The 17,455-nt window shown below is 74.8% G+C and carries 17 protein-coding genes; 6 read left to right on the top strand and 11 right to left on the bottom strand.

Annotated elements, in window-relative coordinates:
* The first annotated feature begins 34 nt into the window (after nucleotides 1–34).
* A complete protein-coding gene (locus tag ACGFI2_RS05680) occupies nucleotides 35–445 on the top strand; it encodes a type II toxin-antitoxin system Phd/YefM family antitoxin (protein ID WP_393511157.1) in 411 nt (136 codons plus the stop codon).
* Nucleotides 446–1,204: 759 nt separating this feature from the next.
* On the opposite strand, the gene pgi is transcribed toward ACGFI2_RS05680, so the two are convergent.
* Nucleotides 1,205–2,839, bottom strand: coding sequence for a glucose-6-phosphate isomerase (pgi, locus tag ACGFI2_RS05675; RefSeq protein WP_393511154.1), 1,635 nt, complete (start codon nucleotides 2,837–2,839; stop codon nucleotides 1,205–1,207).
* A gap of 235 nt (nucleotides 2,840–3,074) precedes the next feature.
* On the opposite strand from pgi, the gene ACGFI2_RS05670 reads away from it, so the two are divergent.
* From ACGFI2_RS05670 to ACGFI2_RS05655, 4 genes are all read left to right on the top strand, one after another.
* Nucleotides 3,075–5,015, top strand: coding sequence for an ABC transporter ATP-binding protein (locus ACGFI2_RS05670; RefSeq protein WP_393511151.1), 1,941 nt, complete (start codon nucleotides 3,075–3,077; stop codon nucleotides 5,013–5,015).
* Between the two features lie 78 nt (nucleotides 5,016–5,093).
* Nucleotides 5,094–6,143, top strand: a complete 1,050-nt coding sequence (locus ACGFI2_RS05665; RefSeq protein ID WP_393511148.1) for an aldo/keto reductase — start codon at nucleotides 5,094–5,096, stop codon at nucleotides 6,141–6,143.
* Nucleotides 6,144–6,415: 272 nt separating this feature from the next.
* On the top strand, nucleotides 6,416–7,522 hold the full coding sequence (locus ACGFI2_RS05660; RefSeq protein WP_393511145.1) for a hypothetical protein: 1,107 nt from the start codon (nucleotides 6,416–6,418) through the stop codon (nucleotides 7,520–7,522).
* 100 nt (nucleotides 7,523–7,622) lie between these two features.
* Nucleotides 7,623–8,171, top strand: coding sequence for an RNA 2'-phosphotransferase (locus ACGFI2_RS05655; protein WP_393511142.1), 549 nt, complete (start codon nucleotides 7,623–7,625; stop codon nucleotides 8,169–8,171).
* Here ACGFI2_RS05655 and ACGFI2_RS05650 read toward each other — a convergent pair.
* The 6 genes from ACGFI2_RS05650 to ACGFI2_RS05625 form a co-directional block, all read right to left on the bottom strand.
* Nucleotides 8,158–9,435, bottom strand: coding sequence for a sulfite oxidase (locus ACGFI2_RS05650; protein WP_393511139.1), 1,278 nt, complete (start codon nucleotides 9,433–9,435; stop codon nucleotides 8,158–8,160). The genes ACGFI2_RS05655 and ACGFI2_RS05650 overlap by 14 nt on opposite strands.
* A gap of 194 nt (nucleotides 9,436–9,629) precedes the next feature.
* Nucleotides 9,630–10,268: a hypothetical protein gene (locus ACGFI2_RS05645; protein WP_393511136.1), complete on the bottom strand. Its 639-nt coding sequence runs from the start codon at nucleotides 10,266–10,268 to the stop codon at nucleotides 9,630–9,632.
* Entirely contained in the window at nucleotides 10,265–10,771 is a 507-nt protein-coding gene (locus tag ACGFI2_RS05640) for a selenium-binding protein SBP56-related protein (protein WP_393511133.1), read from the bottom strand. The genes ACGFI2_RS05645 and ACGFI2_RS05640 overlap by 4 nt, the downstream gene beginning before the upstream one ends.
* Before the next feature lie 16 nt (nucleotides 10,772–10,787).
* A complete protein-coding gene (locus tag ACGFI2_RS05635) occupies nucleotides 10,788–11,513 on the bottom strand; it encodes an ABC transporter ATP-binding protein (RefSeq protein ID WP_393511130.1) in 726 nt (241 codons plus the stop codon).
* Entirely contained in the window at nucleotides 11,486–12,319 is an 834-nt protein-coding gene (locus ACGFI2_RS05630; protein WP_393511127.1) for an ABC transporter permease, read from the bottom strand. Before ACGFI2_RS05630 ends, ACGFI2_RS05635 begins: the two co-directional genes overlap by 28 nt.
* Nucleotides 12,316–13,290, bottom strand: coding sequence for a sulfonate ABC transporter substrate-binding protein (locus ACGFI2_RS05625; protein WP_393511124.1), 975 nt, complete (start codon nucleotides 13,288–13,290; stop codon nucleotides 12,316–12,318). Before ACGFI2_RS05625 ends, ACGFI2_RS05630 begins: the two co-directional genes overlap by 4 nt.
* Nucleotides 13,291–13,433: 143 nt before the next feature.
* Here ACGFI2_RS05625 and ACGFI2_RS05620 point away from each other — a divergent pair, with 143 nt between their 5' ends.
* Nucleotides 13,434–14,600 (top strand): LLM class flavin-dependent oxidoreductase, encoded by a 1,167-nt coding sequence (locus ACGFI2_RS05620; protein ID WP_393511122.1) that lies wholly within the window; start codon nucleotides 13,434–13,436, stop codon nucleotides 14,598–14,600.
* 3 nt (nucleotides 14,601–14,603) lie between these two features.
* On the opposite strand, the gene ACGFI2_RS05615 is transcribed toward ACGFI2_RS05620, so the two are convergent.
* The 4 genes from ACGFI2_RS05615 to ACGFI2_RS05600 all read right to left on the bottom strand — a co-directional run bounded on the left by ACGFI2_RS05615 (nucleotide 14,604) and on the right by ACGFI2_RS05600 (nucleotide 17,436).
* A complete protein-coding gene (locus ACGFI2_RS05615; RefSeq protein ID WP_393511119.1) occupies nucleotides 14,604–15,113 on the bottom strand; it encodes an NUDIX domain-containing protein in 510 nt (169 codons plus the stop codon).
* A 94-nt stretch (nucleotides 15,114–15,207) separates the two neighbouring features.
* Complete coding sequence (locus ACGFI2_RS05610; RefSeq protein WP_393511116.1) at nucleotides 15,208–15,765, bottom strand: NADAR family protein; 558 nt, start codon at nucleotides 15,763–15,765, stop codon at nucleotides 15,208–15,210.
* A gap of 180 nt (nucleotides 15,766–15,945) precedes the next feature.
* Nucleotides 15,946–16,620 carry a peptidoglycan recognition family protein gene (locus ACGFI2_RS05605; protein WP_393511113.1) on the bottom strand — a complete coding sequence of 225 codons (675 nt, stop codon included), beginning with the start codon at nucleotides 16,618–16,620 and terminating at the stop codon, nucleotides 15,946–15,948.
* A 69-nt stretch (nucleotides 16,621–16,689) separates the two neighbouring features.
* Entirely contained in the window at nucleotides 16,690–17,436 is a 747-nt protein-coding gene (locus ACGFI2_RS05600) for a lysozyme (protein ID WP_393511110.1), read from the bottom strand.
* Between the last annotated feature and the right edge of the window lie 19 nt (nucleotides 17,437–17,455).

The following is a 17,455-nucleotide window of genomic DNA, read 5'->3' as shown; positions in this document are numbered from 1 at the left end:
TCTTCTTGTCGTACCCGGACGTCAACATGTGTCCATGGCTGTCCCCGCACTGGCCGACCGGTCCCCCCAGCCGCGCGCCCTGCCGCTGCGCGAGGTCCGCACCCGGCTCACCCAGCTCGTCTCCCTGGCCGAGCTGACCGACACCGTCACCGTCGTCACCCGCGACGGCGACCCCCGCCCGATCGCCGCGATCGTGCCCGCGCCGGCCGCACGCACCGGCGCCCAGGCCCGCGCCGACGCGGAGCGGGTGGCCGCGATCAGCGCCGGCTGGGCCCGCCGCCTGGAGGAGCTGCACCGGCAGTCCGGCCGGCGGCACGCCGCCGAGCTGCGCGCGCTTACCGACGCGCTCGCCGAGGCGTGGGCCGAGCTGGATCGGCGCTCACCCGGCGGCGACCCGACCCTGACCCGGCTCCGCGCCGCCCACTCCGACCTGCTGCGTCGCTGACCCGGTGCCGTGGGGGGGGGGGGGCCCCCCCCCCGGCGGGGGCCGCCCCCCCCGCCGGGCGGGGGGGGGGGGCCCCCCCCCCCCCCCCCGCGGGGGCGCCCCCCCCCGCGGGGGGCGCCCCGCCCCCCCGGCGGGGGGGGGGGGGGGGGGGGGGGGGGGCGGGCGGGCCCCCCCCCCCCCCGGCCCCCCCCCCCCCCCCCGCCCGTCCGAGCGGCGGCACGGCGGCCGCCGCGCTCAGGGCACGGCTGAACCGGCTCGGGGCACGGCCGAACCGGCTCGGGGCACGACCGGGCCGGCGGCGGCGCGCGGCCCGTGCCGATAGCGGATCCGTTCCACGATTGCCCCCGGTGTTCCTCGTTGTCGAATAGCGGCGGCAATGCCGTTCCACAAGGGATCACGGGTGCGGGAAAGTGGGCGTGCATCGGTGCAGCCGGGTGCCGTACGGAACGGCAACCGATGTGCCCGCGCACGGCACCACCACGTCGGTGACGTGCGAAAACAGTTCCCCGTCGAGCCCTCGTCGCGAATCGGCGCCCACGCTCGAGGTGGTCCGCCGTGCCGGTGTCGGAATGCGAATCGACGTCGGCTCATCCATGGTTGCGGCGGCCTGCGCGACGGGTCAAGGCGCGACGGTGATGAATGTGTTGACTGTCGGGGAGTAATCAGTGGGCAATTCGGTGCAACCGAATTGGGGGCCCGTGTACCCGCAGGTCACGGTGACGCCCGGACGGTCCGGCCGCCCGGGCGTCACCGGTCGGGTCAGCTCCGGCCGCGCTCGGCGCGGTAACGGCGGATCAGCTCGGCGGTGGAGGTGTCCACCTCGGCGAGATCCGGGTCCGGCCCGGTGAGCTTCGGGGCGAGTTGGTTGGCCATCACCTTGCCCAGCTCCACACCCCACTGGTCGAAGGCGTTGATGTCCCAGACCGCGGCCTCGGTGAACACGATGTGCTCGTAGAGCGCGATCAGCTGCCCCAGCGTCGCCGGGGTGAGCTTCGGCGCCAGGATCGAGGTGGTCGGGTGGTTGCCGGCCATCACCCGGTGCGGCACCACCTCGGCCGCGGTGCCCTCGGCCTCCACCTGCTCCCGGGTCCGTCCGAAGGCGAGCGCGGCGGTCTGGGCGAAGAAGTTCGACATGAACAGGTCGTGCATGTCGCCCAGGTCGTGGTTGGGCCGGCTGAACGCGATGAAGTCCGCCGGGATCAGCCGGGTGCCCTGGTGGATGAGCTGGTAGAAGGCGTGCTGACCGTTGGTGCCGGGCTCGCCCCAGAAGATCTCCCCGGTGGGGTACGTCACCGGCGAGCCGTCGACGCGTACCGACTTGCCGTTGCTCTCCATGGTCAGCTGCTGCAGGTAGGCGGGGAACCGGTGCAGGTACTGCGCGTACGGGAGCACGGCGTGGGTCTCCGCGCCGAGGAAGTCGGTGTACCAGACGTTGAGCAGGCCGAGCAGCGCCGGCACGTTGCGCTCGACCGGCGTGGAGCGGAAGTGCTCGTCGACGGCGTGGTAGCCGGCCAGCATCTCGCGGAACCGGTCCGGGCCGACCGCCAGCATCACCGACAACCCGACCGCCGACGGCAGCGAGTAACGCCCGCCCACCCAGTCCCAGAAACCGAACATGTTCTCCGGGTCGATGCCGAAGTCGCGGACCCGCTGCTCGTTGGTGCTGACCGCGACGAAGTGCCGGGCGACGGCGTCGTCGTCGGCGTCCAGCCCGGCGAGCAGCCAGCGCCGCGCCTGATCGGCGTTGGCAAGCGTCTCCTGGGTGGAGAACGTCTTCGAGACCACCACGAACAGCGTGCTCGCCGGGTCCAGGTCGGAGGTCTTGTCGTGGATGTCGGTCGGGTCGATGTTGGACACGAACCGGCAGCTGATCCCCGCGTCCCGGTAGGCCTTCAACGCCTCGTACGCCATCACCGGGCCCAGGTCGGAGCCCCCGATGCCGATGTTGACCACGGTGGTGATCCGCTCACCGGTGTGGCCGCGCCACGTGCCGGAGCGCACCCGCTCGGCGAACGCCGACATCCGGTCCAGCACCGCGTGCACGTCGGCGACGACGTCCTGGCCGTCCACGTCGAGCGAGGCGTCCCGGGGCAGGCGCAGCGCGGTGTGCAGCACGGCGCGGTCCTCGGTGACGTTGATGTGCCGGCCGGCGAACATCGCCGCGATCTTCTCGGTCAGGCCGACCCGCTCGGCCAGCGCGGTGAGCAGCGCGACCGTCTCGTCGGTGACCAGGTTCTTGCTGTAGTCCACGTGCAGGTCGGCGACCTCGCCGGTGAGCCGTTCGCCCCGCTGCCCGTCGGCGGCGAAGAGCTCACGCAGGTGGGTGCCGCGCATCGCCTCGGCGTGCTTGCGCAGCGCCTGCCATTCGTCCGTGGTGGTGACGTCCACAGCCATCGGGTCGATCTTCTCCTTCACGACGGGCGGTCGGCATTCGCCGGCGACCCCACCAGCCTGCCACCCGGAGCCGGTTGTCGCGACGCGACCCGGCGTCGCCCACCCGCCCGGCGCGTCCGGCGAGGCGGCGTCGCGACACGCGGTTGGGACAGGTGTTCGACACGCCCGTCACTGGCTGACACCGGGTGAATGCGGAAAGTAGGATCCCTCTGCCCGACCGCACGGAGGAGGTGTCATGGCCGGGGTGATCCACCCTCGTTCCGCATCGGGTCCGGACGAGCCGGCCGGCGAGCCGGCGCTGCCGGAGCTGGCCGACCCGCACTGGATGCACCGGGCGACCGAGCTGGCCCACACCGGCTTCTGGTCGGTGGCGCGGCGGCTGCCCGCGCTGGTCCGCGAGGCGATCAGTCTGGGCTGGACGACCAGCCGCCGGGACACCGCGGCGTCGCTCGGCCTCAACATCGCCGCGGGCGTGCTCACCACGCTGGGCCTGCTCGCCACCACCGGTGTGCTGCAGCAGCTCTTCGCGTCCGGCCCGACCCCGGCGCGGCTCCGGGCGGCGCTGCCCGCCCTGGCCCTGGCCGCGGCCGCGGTCACCGGGCGCGGTGCCCTTACCGTCGCCGCCGGGTGGGCACAGGCCCGGCTCATTCCTCAGATCAACTACACGGTCGAGCGCCGGCTGTTCGAGACCACCTCCGAGGTGGAACTGGCCGCCTTCGACGACGCCGGCTTCGCCGAGGAGATGGACCGCGCCCGTGACCGCGGGCTGGCCGAGGCGGGGTCTCTGGTCAACGACACGGTCAACCTGGTCACCGGTGTGGTCGGTGTGGCAGCTACCGCCGCCGCGGTGACCATCATCCACCCGTCGCTGCTGCCCTGCCTCCTGGTCGCCGCCGCGCCGGAGGCGGTGACTGCGGTGCGGATGGCCCGCCGCCAGCACATCGACTGGCTCGCCCGGATCACCCGGCGGCGCCGCAAGTGGATGCTGGGCGACCTGATGGCCAACCGGCACACCGCGGCCGAGATCCGCGCCTACCAGATGCGGGAGTTCCTGCTCTCGGAATACCGCCTGATGACGCGTCTGGAGACCCGGGCCGAGCTGCGCCTGGCCCGCGCGCAGACGATCACCCGGGGAATCGGCCTCTCCGTCACCGGGGTCGCCACGTTCGGCCTCTACCTGGTGCTGGGCGGGCTGCTGATGAGTGGCGTGGTCGCGCTCGCCGCGGCGGCCACCGCGCTGCTCGCCCTACAGTCCGCGCGGAGCAGCCTGCGCACCACGATCTTCGCGACCAACTCGCTCTACGAGGATGCCCTCTACTACCAGGACTACCGGGACTTCCTCGACCGGGCCGGCCGGCGGATCCCGACCGGCGGCGAGCGGCCGGTCGACGGGTTCGACCGGATCGACCTCGACCGGGTCTGCCTGCGCTACCCGGACACCGAGGGCGCCGCCGTCGACGAGGTCAGCCTCACGTTCCGGCGCGGCGAGGTGGTCGCGCTGGTGGGGGAGAACGGCTCCGGCAAGACCACGCTGGCCAAGCTGATCGCCGGCCTCTACCGGCCCACCGGCGGCAGCATCCGCTGGGACGGCGTCGACGCCGCCGAGCTGGACCCGCGGCAGGTCGCCGCGCAGGTCGCGGTGATGAGCCAGGACTGGTGGAAGTTTCCGTTCACGGCCGGGCAGAACATCCGCGTCGGCCGCCACGACCGGGCCGGCCGGGCCGGCCCCAGCGTGGAGACCGCCGCCCGGGACGCCGCCGCGCATGACATGATCAGCGAACTGCCGTTCGGGTACGACACGTTGCTGGACCGGCAGTTCAAGAACGGCCAGGACCTCTCCGGCGGGCAGTGGCAGCGGCTGGTGGCCGCGCGCGGCCTCTACCGCGACGCCCGGCTGCTGATCTGCGACGAGCCCTCCGCGGCGCTCGACGCCCGCGCCGAGCACGCGCTCTTCCAGCACCTGCGCCGGCACCCGGACCGGGCCGTCGTGCTGATCACCCACCGGTTGGCCAACGTCCGGCACGCCGACCGGATCTTCGTGCTGGACCACGGCCGGCTGGTGCAGTCCGGCGACCACGACACGCTGATGAATCAGGCCGGGCCCTACCGCGAGCTGTTCGAGTTGCAGGCGTCCGGCTACCTGGCCGACGCCGGCCGGCCCGCCGCCGACCGTTGACCTCCAGCGCACTCGAACCCCTACCGTGACCGGACCGGCCGCCGCCCGGTCAGCGCGGCGTCACCCCCTGGAGTTCCCATGCGCTACCGCGTCCTTGGCGGCACCGGCATCGAGGTCAGCGTCCACTGTCTCGGCACCATGATGTTCGGCGCGGTCGGCAACCCCGACCACGACGACTGCGTACGGATCGTGCACGCCGCGCTGGACCGCGGCGTCAACGTCGTGGACACCGCCGACATGTACTCGGCGGGCGAGTCCGAGGTCATCGTCGGCAAGGCGCTGCGCGGCCGGCGTGACGACGTGGTGCTCGCCACCAAGGTGCACTTCCCGATGGGCGAGGGACCCAACCGGGGCGGCAACTCGCGACGCTGGATCGTCCGCGAGGTCGAGGAGAGCCTGCGTCGGCTGGGCACCGACTGGATCGACCTCTACCAGGTCCACCGGCCCGACCACCGCACCGACATCGAGGAGACGCTCGGCGCGCTCACCGACCTGGTCCGAGCCGGCAAGATCCGCGCGTTCGGCTGCTCGACCTTCCCGGCCGACGAGATCGTCGAGGCGCAGCACGTCGCCGAGCGGCGCGCGCTCGGCCGGTTCCGCACCGAGCAGCCCCCGTACTCGATCCTGGCGCGCGGGATCGAGACGTCGGTGCTGCCGGTCTGCCGCCGGCACCGGATGGGCGTGCTGGTGTGGAGCCCGTTGGCCTCCGGCTTCCTGTCCGGGCGCTACCGGCGCGACCGGCCGGTCGACCTCACCGCCGGCCGGCCGGCGCTCACCCCGGGCCGGTTCGACCCGGCGCTGCCCGGCAACGCCGCCAAGTACGCCGCCGTCGAGGAGCTGGCGGCGCTCGCCGAAGAGGTCGGCTGCACGTTGCCGCAACTGGCCGTGGCGTTCACCGCGGCGCACCCGGCGGTCACCTCCACGATCATCGGACCCCGCACCATGGACCAGTTGGACGCGCTGCTCGCCGGCGCGACGCTGACCCTCGACGACGCGGTGTTCGACCGGATCGACGAGATCGTGCCGCCCGGGGTGAACCTCTACCAGCCGGACGGGGCCTGGTCCCCGCCGTCGCTGACCGACCCCGCCCGGCGCCGCCGACCGCTGCCGGAGCGCGCCGCCGCCTGACCACCCGCCCCTGCGGCGTCCGCCCCGTTCTCGCCCGGCCCACGGGTGCGCGTCTTGCGGTGCCCGCCGGCCCTGCGGTGCGCGCCCGGCGGTTGGCTTGCCCGCCCCACGGCGCCCTCTGTGGGGCCCGGGAAGCGGCCCGGGAAGCGGCCCGCGAAGGCGGTAATCGCGGGCAGGCATCACACGACGTCGGGTGGCGGGACGGCCTCGAAGAGTAGGCGGCGAGATGGGCACGCTTGCCGGGGACGGTGGGTTGGGGCAGGATCGCCGGAATGCTCCGTCCCCGCCCTCGCCGCGCCGCTGTCGTCGCCGTGCTGGCCCTGCTCACCGCCGGTTGCTCCGCGTCCGGAGCTGATCCCGCCGGTTCCGGGGCAAGCGCCGCGCCCGGCGTCGGCTCCACCGCACGCGCCGCCGCCTCCACGGCGACGCCCGGGTCCGCCGACGCGACGCCGGGCGCGCCGTCAGCGGTGCCGGCCGCCCGGGTCGGGATCGGGGCCCGCCCGAGCGCCTCGGCCCGAGCGTGCACCGTCTTCCCGGCCGACAACGTCTGGCACGCCGACGTCTCCCGGCTGCCCGTGCACTCCCGTTCGGCCACGATGGTCGGCGCGATCGGGGCCGGCGCGAACGTGCACGCCGACTTCGGCTCGGGGCAGTGGGAGGGCGCGCCGATCGGCATCCCGGTCACCGTCGTCGCGGCCGGGCAGCGGAAGGTTCCGGTCACCTTCGGGTACGCCGACGAGAGCGACCCCGGGCCGTACCCGATCCCGCCCGACGCGAAGGTCGAGGGCGGCCCGTCCGGCACCGGCGACCGGCACGTGATCGTCTGGGACCGGGCCGGCTGCCGCGCGTACGAGCTGTTCGACGCGCACCGGTCCGGCGACGGCTGGCGGGCCGGCTCGGGTGCGGTCTTCGACCTGCGGTCGAACCGGATGCGTCGGGCGGGCTGGACCTCCGCCGACGCGGCCGGGCTGTCCGTGCTGGCCGGGCTGGTCCGCTACGACGAGGTGGCGGCCGGCCGGATCGACCACGCGATCCGGGTGACCGTGCCGCGTACCCGCACCGGCTGGACGTGGCCGGCCAGCCACTCCGCCTCGTCGGCCACCGACCCGGCGTTGCCGCAGCTCGGCCAGCGGCTGCGGCTCAAGCGCTCGGTCGACCTGTCCGGGCTGCCCCGGCAGGCCCGGATCGTGGCGGAGGCGATGCGGACGCACGGGCTGATCGTGGCCGACCACGGCTCGGCCTGGTACATCTCCGGCGCACCCGACCCGCGCTGGGACAACGACGCGCTGCACGCGCTGGACCGTCTGCGCGGCAGCGACTTCGAGGTGGTGGACGCCGCCGGCCTGATGGTCGACCCGAAGTCGGCCGCCACCCGCTGACCGGGCCGCCGCACGCCGAACCCGATCGTCACCCGCCGGCCGGACGACCCGCAGGCCGAACCCGGTCGACGCGGCCGGGCCGAGCGCCCACACTGTCCGGATGGAACACCGTGACCTGGTCCGGGTCAGCAAGCGGATGTCGCTGGCGTTGCGCCACCGTCCCGACCGGCTCGGGCTGACCCTCGACCGGGCCGGCTGGGTGTCGGTCGCCGACCTGCTCGCCGCGCTCCGGATCAGCCGCGCCGACCTGGACGAGGTGGTGGCCGGCAACGACAAGCAGCGCTTCGCGGTCGAGCCCGGCCCGGACGGGGTCGACCGGATCCGCGCCAGCCAGGGGCACTCGGTCCCGGTCGACCTCGGTCTGACCCCGGCCGTGCCGCCGGGGCAGCTTTTCCACGGCACCGGCGAGGCCGTGCTCGCCGCGATCCGGGCCGAGGGGCTGCGCCGGGGGCGCCGGCACCACGTACACCTGTCGCCGGACGTGGCGACGGCCCGGCGGGTCGGCGCGCGCCGCGGCGGCGCGGTGGTGGTGCTGTCGGTCGACGCCGCCGCGATGGCCGGGCGCGGCCACCTGTTCTACCGGTCGGCGAACGGGGTGTGGCTGACCGACGCCGTCCCGCCGGCCTACCTGACCGTCAGCACGCCGTGACCGGGTGCGCCACCACGGCGTCGAAGAGGTACGCGAGCGTGTTCGGGGCGGCCCGGTCGGGCTGGCCGACGCCGGTGCGGTCGGTGGCGCGGGCGCGCAGCGTGTGCCGGCCGGCGGCCGGCGGACGCCAGCGGACGGTCCAGCGCTGCCAGGGTCCGCCCCGGTCGGCGGCGATCAGGTCGGCCGGGCGCCACCCGTCGCCGGTGTCCACCTCGACCCGCTCGATCGGGCCGTTGCCGGACCAGGAGCGGCCGCGCAGCAGCACCTCCTCGCCGGCCGGCACCCGGGCGTCCCAGGCCAGCTCGAACGCGCTCTTCACCGGCTGCGCGCCGAGCACCGTGCCGTCGACCGGGTGGCCGGGGCCCAACAGGCGGTAGAACTGGGTGTTCCACGGTGAGAACAGGGGGGTGGTGGAGACCTCGACCGGGCCCACCCACTTGATCGAGGAGATGCCGATCCAGCCCGGCACCACCACCCGCACCGGGAAGCCGTGGTCGGCGGGCAGCGGCTCGCCGTTCATCTCGTACGCCAGCAGCACGTCGTCGAGCGCCTTGGCCACCGGCAGCGGCCGGCGGACCCGGCCCAGGTTCACCCCGCCGGTGACGTAGTCGGGGTCGAGGCCCTCGGGCATCACGTCGACCGCCTCGGCGCGCAGGCCGGCCCGGCGCAGCACCGCGCCGAGACGTACGCCGCGCCAGCGGGCCACGCCCACGCCGCCCAGCCCCCACGCCACGCCCGGGGCCGGCTGGTCCTGCTGCTCGGCGAAGAAGCGCCGCCCGTTGCCGGCGCACTCGACCAGCGCGGTGCTCTCCTCGGCCGGTAGCCGGCGCAGCTCGTCGAGGCTGAACTCCACCGGCGCGGTCCGGGTGGGCGCGCCGCGCAGCCCGTCGCCGAACAGGCGCAGCCGCCAGGCGGCCGGGTCCAGGTGCGGGGTGACGGTGTGGTTGCGGACGAAGAAGCGGTCCGTCGGCACCACGTGTCCCTGCCCGGCCATCGCCGACCAGCACATCTCGGCGTTGCTGGCCAGCGGGCGCAGCAGCTCCGGCGGCAGCGGCTTGGCGATCGGCGGGTCCACGCCGACCGGGGCGGAGACCACCGCGACCGGTTCGCGTTCCGCGGCGGCGGCGGTGACCGCGGCCATCGCGGCGCCCAGTTCCCGGAGCCGGGTGCGGTCGACGCCCGCGCCGCGCGCCTCACCGGCGAGCCACTGCCGGCTCCGCTCGGCGTCGTGCACGGCTTCGGCGGGAGACGGGGAACGGCTCACGGATGACCTCCGGGGGTTGGCGACGCTGCCTTTCCCTATTAGAGCAGTAGGAGTTGGCGGTCATCTGCCTACCCCTGGCAGGGAGCGGTCGGCGCAGGTGGCGGCGCCGTTGCTCCGGTGGCCACCGGAGCTGCGCGACTCCGTCATCGACCGGATGGCGCTGCTGCGTTGACGGCGAGGCCGGCCGCGACCCCTCAGGTGGCGCCGAGCAGCGTCACCACGCCGGCCGCCACCAGCACGCCGGCCCAGAGCCGGTCGACGTTGAACCAGGCCCGGCGCAGCACCCCGACGCCGAGCACCTCGTACACCAGCAGCGCCACGGCCAGCGCGACGCCGAGCATGGCGGCGGTGTGCACGGCCGCCGCGACCAGCCCGGTCAGCGCGCCGGCCGGCGCGGCGGCCAGGTGCCCGGCGTGCGGCCCGCCGCCGACCGCCGGCTCGGCGAGCAGCACCGGCAGCAGCATCAGGCCCGCGCCGTGCGCCGCCGACATCAGGAACGACCAGGCGGTGAGCTGAGCCGCCGACAGCCGCATGCCGGTCCAGCGGAAGTGCCGGTCGGACAGCAGCCGCCACAGGCCGAACCCGACCAGCAGCACCCCGCCGCCCACCGCGACCACGGTGCCGGCGGTCACCGAGCGGGTGGCGCTGACCAGCGCGGCGACCACCGCCACCGACGCCAGGTGGCCGGCCGCGATCGGTGGCAGGGCGGCCAGCAGCGCGGCCCGGCGCCGCTCCTGCAGGCCCCGGGCCACCGCGAACAGCCAGCCCATCGCCGGGTTCAGGCCGTGGAACGCGCCGAGGCCGGCCAGTGCCGCCCAGGTCGCGCCGGTCACGGGAAGCAGTACGAGTCGGATGAGGCGTCGCCGCCCTGCAACCGGGTCTGGTGCACCCGCCGGCCGCGGAACTCGTCCCCGCGCGGGAAGAAGCGCGGGTCCGGGACGAGCCCGCCGTGCTCCGGGTCGACGTCCAGCTTCGCCACCCAGGCGCCCACGCCGTCGGGATAGAACTGGTCGTCCCAGGCGCCGTAGAGCGAGTTGCTGACGTACACGCGGCGACCGTCGCGGCTGATCTCGACCATCTGCGGGCCGCCGGCCAGCGGCTCGTCGGGGAACGCCGGATGCGGGGTGCGGTCGACGATGCCGCCCAGGCGCACCGAACCGACCCGCACCACCCGGCCGTACGTGTCGGAGTCCGGGTCGGTGTCGAGCACCGCGATGGCGTCCGGACGCTGTCCGGCCCGGTCGAACGCGGCCACGTAGGCCAGCTTCTCGGCCGGCGCGGCGGCGGCCAGCGCGGGGGAGGGATAGAAGGACGGGTCGGGGGTCCAGCGGGTCATCGGTTCTCCGTAACGGTCAGGCGGCGGGCACGCCGAGGCGGTCGAGCAGCCGCTGGCGCAGCGCGCCGAAGGCCGGGTCGTCGGGGCTCGGCGCGGGACCGAGGCGGACCGGGATCTCCTCCGCGATCACGCCCCCGTCGAGCAGCAGGACACGGTCGGCGAGCAGCAGCGCCTCCTCCACGTCGTGGGTGACCAGCAGCGCGGCGAAGCCGTGCTGGGCGCGCAGCCGGCGCAGCAGCCCCTGCATGCGCAGCCGGGTCAGCGCGTCCAGCGCGCCGAACGGCTCGTCGAGCAGCAGCAGGTCCGGCTCGCGGACCAGCGCCCGGGCCACCGCGACCCGCTGGGCCTGACCGCCGGAGAGTTCGGCCGGCCAGGCCCGGCCCCGGTCGGCGAGCCCGACCTCGGCGAGCGCGCGGGCGACCCGGTCGTCGACGTCCGGGCCGCCGACGCCGAGCGCGACGTTGCCGGCCGCCCGCTTCCACGGCAGCAGCCGGTGCTCCTGGAACACCACGGCGGCGGCGCCGTGCACCGTCCAGGCGCCGCCGGCGGCATCGTCCAGCCCGGCGAGCACGCGCAGCAGCGTGCTCTTGCCGGAGCCGCTGCCGCCGAGCAACGCGACCGTCTCGCCGGCGGCGACGGTCAGGTCCACGCCGGCCAGCACCACGGCCGGGCCGAAGGAACGGGTCACCGCGCGCGCGGTGAGCACCGGCGCGCTCAGGTCGCGCGCAGCCCGCGTCGCCACGTCAGCGTCCTCCTCTCCGCGAACCGGATGAGCAGGTCGGACGCCAGGCCCAGCAGCGCGTAGACGAGCAGGCCGAGCACCACCACGTCGGTCTGGCTGAATTCCCGCGCCTCCATCATCAGGAAGCCGACGCCGGTCTGGGCGTTTACCTGTTCGCCGACGACCAGGCTGAGCCAGGCCGCGCCGATGGCGAGCCGCAGGCCGAGGAAGAGGGCGGGCAGCGCGCCGGGCAGCACCACGTGTCGCAGCCGCGCGGCCGGGCCGAGGCCGCACGTGCGGGCCGCCTCCACCAGGCGCTCGTCGATGTCGCGGATGCCGGCGTACAGGTTGAAGTAGATCGGGAAGAACGCGCCCAGCGCGACCAGGGTGACCTTCAGCGACTCGCCGATGCCGACCCAGATGATCAGCAGCGGGACCAGGCCCAGGTGCGGCAGCATCCGGGCCGCCTGCACCGGCGGGTCGACCAGGTCGTCGCCGAGGCGCAGCAGCCCGGCCGCGGCGCCGAGCACCAGCGCCAGGCCGCCGCCGACGAGCAGGCCGAGCGCGGCGCGGGTGAGCGAGTCGCGCAGGTGCACGCCGAGCGTGCCGTCGGCGGCCAGCCGCCAGCCGGTGGCGAGCACCGTGCTGGGCGCCGGCAGCTTCTCCGCCGGGAGAAGGCCGGCCCGCGCGGCGACCTCCCAGGCCAGCACCAGCGCCAGCGGGCTGACCAGCCGCCGCCACCGCCGGGCGGTGGCGGCCCGTGGTCGTCGCGGCGCCGGCCGGGGTACGACCGGCGCGGGCGCCTCGGCGAGCGCCGGACCGCTCACCGGAACGCCTCGTTGAACCGGCCGTCCACCCGGCCGGCGATGTCGACCGGCCCGGGCACCAGCTTCAGGCCGACGAAGCTGTCCGCGATGGCCTGCAACTCCTTGCCGACGTCCGGGGTGACCGGCGCGAGCGGCTTGGCGCTGCGGGCCAGCGCCCGGGTGGTCACGTCCAGCGGGATCTTCAGTTCCGGGGCGAGGACGGCGGCCCGGTCGCTTGGGTGGGCGATGCCCCAGTCGGTGGTCTGCCGGTAGGTGTCCAGGAAGGCGCGGACGTCGTCGGTGCGGTTCTTCACCGCGTCCGGCGCGGCCAGCACGTACTCGCGGTTGCCGGCCAGGCCGGTGGCGTCGGCGAGCACCCGCACGCCGGGCCGTTCGGCCAGCGCGAAGTAGGGATCCCAGATGATCCACGCGTCGACCTGCCCGTTGTCGAACGCGGGCCGCCCCTCGGCGGGCTTGAGGTACCTGACCTTGATGTCGGCGAGTGTCATCCGGTTCGCCTCCAGCAGCTTCACCAGCAGCCAGTGCACGTTGGAGCCCTTGTTCAGGGCCACGGTCCGCCCGCGCAGGTCGGCGAGGCTCCGGTACGGGCTGTCCGCCTTGACCAGCACCGCCTCGCCCTGCGGGATGGGTTCGGAGGTGCCGACCACGGAGAACGGGATCTTCCCGGCGGCGGCGAAGACGGGGGGCGCCTCGCCGGTCTGTCCGATGTCGATGGAACCGGCCTTGAGCGCCTCGGTCAGCGCCGGCCCGCTCTCGAACAGCGACCAGGTGACGTTCTTCGCGGTGCCGCGCGCCTTGACCAGGCTGAGGCCGCCGAAGCGCTGGTAGCCGATCCGCAGCGGGTCGCCGTCGCCGCCGCGGGCGTCGGCCGGGTCGCCGCCGCAGGCCGCCAGCGTGATGGCGACGAGCAGCGCGAGCGTGCTGAGCAGCGCGCTCACCCGGCGGCGGCGGGGTCTCGACGGGGTACGCATGGCGACTCCTCGGGGAGGGGGACCGGCCGGCCATCGGCGGGCGTCAGCAACCTACCAACCCGATAGGTTTTATGGGTAGTCTGTCGGCGCGGTCGTCCCATCCCTCAGGAGGCGGCCCGTCCGACCCGCGCCGGAGGCCACCAATGTCGCTCACCTTCCACTGGTTCCTGCCGACCTACGGCGACAGCCGGGCCATCGTGGGCGGCGGCCACGGCGTCCCGGTCGGAACCGCCGGCGGCGCCCGCCCGGCCAGCGTCGCCTACCTCGGCCAGATCGCCCGCAGCGCCGAACAACTCGGCTTCGCCGGCGCGCTCACCCCCACCGGCGCGTGGTGCGAGGACGCCTGGCTGGCCACCGCCATGCTCGCCGAGGTGACCGAGCGGCTGAAGTTCCTCGTCGCGTTCCGGCCGGGACTGCTCTCACCCACCCTGGCCGCGCAGATGGCCTCCACCTTCCAGCGCCTCTCCGGCGGGCGGCTGCTGCTCAACGTGGTCACCGGCGGCGAGTCCACCGAGCAGCGGGCGTACGGCGACTTCCTCGACAAGGACGCCCGCTACGCGCGTACCGACGAGTTCCTGCACGTGGTGCGGGCGTTGTGGCGCGGCGAGACGGTCGACCACGACGGCGCCCACGTCCGGGTCTCCGGCGCCCGGCTGGGCCGGGTGCCCGACCCGGTGCCGTCGGTCTACTTCGGCGGGTCGTCCGCCGTCGCCGGTCCGGTCGCCGCCCGGCACAGCGACGTCTACCTGACCTGGGGCGAGCCGCCCGCGCAGGTCGCCGGCAAGCTGGACTGGATCCGTGGGCTGGCCGGTGCGGCCGGCCGCGACCTGCGCTACGGCATCCGGCTGCACGTGATCAGCCGGGACACCGCCGACGAGGCGTGGGCGCAGGCCCGGCGGTTGCTCGACGGCATCGCCGAGGACGACGTCCGCGCCGTGCAGGAGGGGCTGCGGCGCAGCGAGTCCGAGGGGCAGCGGCGGATGCTTGACCTGCACGGCGGCTCCCGCGACGGCCTGGAGATCGCGCCCAACCTGTGGGCCGGGGTGGGCCTGGTGCGCGGCGGCGCCGGCACCGCGCTGGTCGGCAGCCACACCGAGGTCGCCGACCGGATCGCCGAGTACCACGCCCTCGGCATCGACGAGTTCATCCTCTCCGGGCACCCGCACCTGGAGGAGGCGTACTGGTTCGGCGAAGGGGTGCTGCCGATCCTGCGCCGGCGCGGGCTGTGGCGGCACCCGGCCGGCGAGCCGGCCGACGAGGCCCCGGCCGACGTGCCGTTCGCGCCCCGGCCGGTGCCCGCCCGGGGCTGACGGTCAGCGCGGGCGCCGCCCGGCCAGGAAGTCGGCGAGCACCCGGGTGTGCGTGGAGAACGCCAGCTCGACCGGCTCGGTGAGCACCAGCCACTCGGTGGCCTCCTCGGTCGGCGCGGACGGCGGCAGCTCACCGGCCGGCCGCTCGGGCAGCACCCCGAAGACCATCATGGTGCCGCCGGCCGGCGCGCCGTGCACCGCGAACAGCCGCGCCTGGTCGGCCTCGGCCCGCAGCCCGGTCTCCTCGCGCAGCTCACGCACCAGCGCCTCGGACCACTCCTCGCCGTACTCGACGAAGCCGCCCGGCAGCGCGAGCTCGCCGCGGGCCGGCTCGATGTCGCGGCGCACCGCCACCACCCCGAGGCCCTCGGGCGTGCGGACCGGCAGCACCGCCACCGCGACGGGTAGCGGGTTGCGCCACACCGTCTCCCCGCAGGCCGGGCAGACGCGCGGCCAGCCGGCGCCCGCCGGGTAGGCCGCGCCGCAGAAGGAGCAGTGCGAGTACGCGGTCACGCGGCGCACGTTACCCGTCCCGCCGGCCTCGGGTCGTGCCGCCAGGCGTCCCCGCCGGCGGACTTCGACACCGCGCTCGGGTCGGGCTGCCCCGTCACGCCCCGGCCGCCAGCGCGGCGCGCGCCTGCATCAGGGCGAAGCCGAGCAGGTTCTCGCCCTGCCAGGTCGCCGGGTCGGCGGCGCGCGGATCGCCGGCGGCCAGGCCGATGCCCCAGATCCGGTCGGTCGGGCTCGCCTCCACCAGCACCCGGTCACCGGTGCCGAGCAGGAACCGCCGCAGCGGCTCGTGCTGGCCGAACTTCGCGACGCTGCCGGCCACCACGATCTCCCAGCGGCGCGCCGTCCAGACGGTCTCGTCGAAGCCGCGTACCCGCCGGCCGAGCGCCTTGGCCCGGTGCGGGTGCGTGGCGGTGAGCACCCGCTCGGCGACCGCGTGGTCGTCGAAGAGGGTGGCCTTGTGCCACATCATCCAGTGCTCAGCGGTGGCGAACTCCCGACCGTCCACGGTGAACGCCGCCGGCCACCACTGGCTCAGGCAGCCGGCGCCGACGCTGCCGTCGCGTTGCGGCCGGTGCCCCCAGAAGTGCAGGTACGTGACGTGTTCACCGGAGTCGAGGGCGGCGATCAGCTCGGCGACGGATCGGATCGGCATGGCCCGATCCTGCCAGCCCGCACCGACATCCCACCCGTCCGCGCTCCGGCCGGCACGCCGGCTGACGGTCCGTTGAGTCGAGCGGGGCCCCTTCCTCCACCGCACGCGTCAAGAAGGGGCCCCGCCTTGCATCTCAGGGCGGGGCGCCCGTCGCACCCGGGCGCCCCGCGAACGGCCGGGTCAGCCGCCGAGGCGGGCGGCGACGGTGCGGCGCAACTCGGGCAGCCGGTCGTGCAGCAGGCCGGGGCACTGGGTGGAGTTGAAGTCCTTGTGCCCGTAGATCTCGGTCGGCGCGATGCCGTACTGCTGGCAGGTGAACGCGCAGAACCAGACCAGGCTGTCCCAGAGCGCCTGCGGCGGCTGCACGTCGAGGTAGATGCCGTCGTTCTCGATGCCGATGGCCTGGCTGTTCTGCCCGACGCAGTGCGCGCCCTGCACCATGCTCTGCCCGTGCAGCAGCCCGTAGAGGCTGCCGTGCCGGCCCTCGGTCAGGTAGCCGCCCCGGCTGTTGGTGAAGTGCTGACCGGAGTCGAGCCAGCCGTTGGAGTCCATGTGCAGGTTCTGGATGTCGCGGGAGTTCCGGTAGGCCTGGGCGAGGCTGAAGTCGCTGGTGTTCGGGAACGCGGTGTGATGAATGATGATCTTGTTGGGTCGGCTCTGCACCACGCTCACCGGCGACGACGGCGGACGGGCGCTCCAGGTCGCGCAGTTCGCGATCGTGGGCTGGTCGACCCGCGCGGCGGCGGCCCGCGCGTCGTGGCCGGCGCCGACCTGGGTCAGCGCGCCGGCGCCGGCGGCGGCGCCGAGCAGGACCGCGCCACGCAGCACGGCCCGCCGGGGGAGAGGAACGGACATGTCGGGGCCTCCTCGTCGGGTTCGGACACGGCGGCGGGGCGGGCGCAGCGGCCCGCCCCGCCGGTGGGATCAGCAGGTGCCGTTGCAGGCCAGCACGCGGAGCCGGTCCAGCGTGCCGTTCCAGACGTTCTGGTCACCCGGGAACACGCCGGAGGAGGACCACTGCCAGAACGAGTACGTGCCCCAGCCGGCCGGCAGCGTGCCGACGCTGCTGGAGTAGCGGGCGATCCACAGTGGGTTGTTGGCGGCGAACTGCGAGGTGTTGCCGGTGCAGGTGCTCCACCAGTCGGTGGTGGTGTAGATGGTGGCCCACCGGCCGGTACGGGCGTAGTACTGGTTGACGAACGAGGCGATCCAGCTCCGCATCGACGCCTGGCTCAGCCCGTAGCAGGTGGCGCCGTACGGGTTGTACTCGATGTCGAGCGCGCCGGGCAGCGTCTTTCCGTCCCTCGACCAGCCGCCGCCGTGGTCGACGAAGTAGTTGGCCTGGGTGGCGCCGGTGGTGGTGTCCGGGCGGGCGAAGTGGTAGGACCCGCGGATCATCCCGACGTTGTAGGAGCCGTTGTACTGCTGGGCGAAGTAGGGGTTCGTGTAGTACGTGCCCTCGGTCGCCTTGACGTAGGCGAACCGGGCGCCGTTGGCCCACGCGGTGGACCAGTTCACGTTGCCCTGGTAGCTGGAGACGTCCATCCCGGGCAGGCCGGCCGGGGCGGCGTGCGCGGGGGCCGCGCCGATCAGGGCCGCCGCGGCGGCGGTGACGGTGGCGAGCACGGCGGCGCCGGTGGTGCGCAGCGCCGTTCGCAGGAGACGGTGCATCTTTCCTCCCTGGGGGTTG

The sequence above is a fragment of the Micromonospora sp. NPDC049282 genome (assembly GCF_043197045.1).
In the GTDB taxonomy this organism is placed as follows: Bacteria; Actinomycetota; Actinomycetes; order Mycobacteriales; family Micromonosporaceae; genus Micromonospora.
This window is presented reverse-complemented; position numbering and strand designations above follow the sequence as displayed.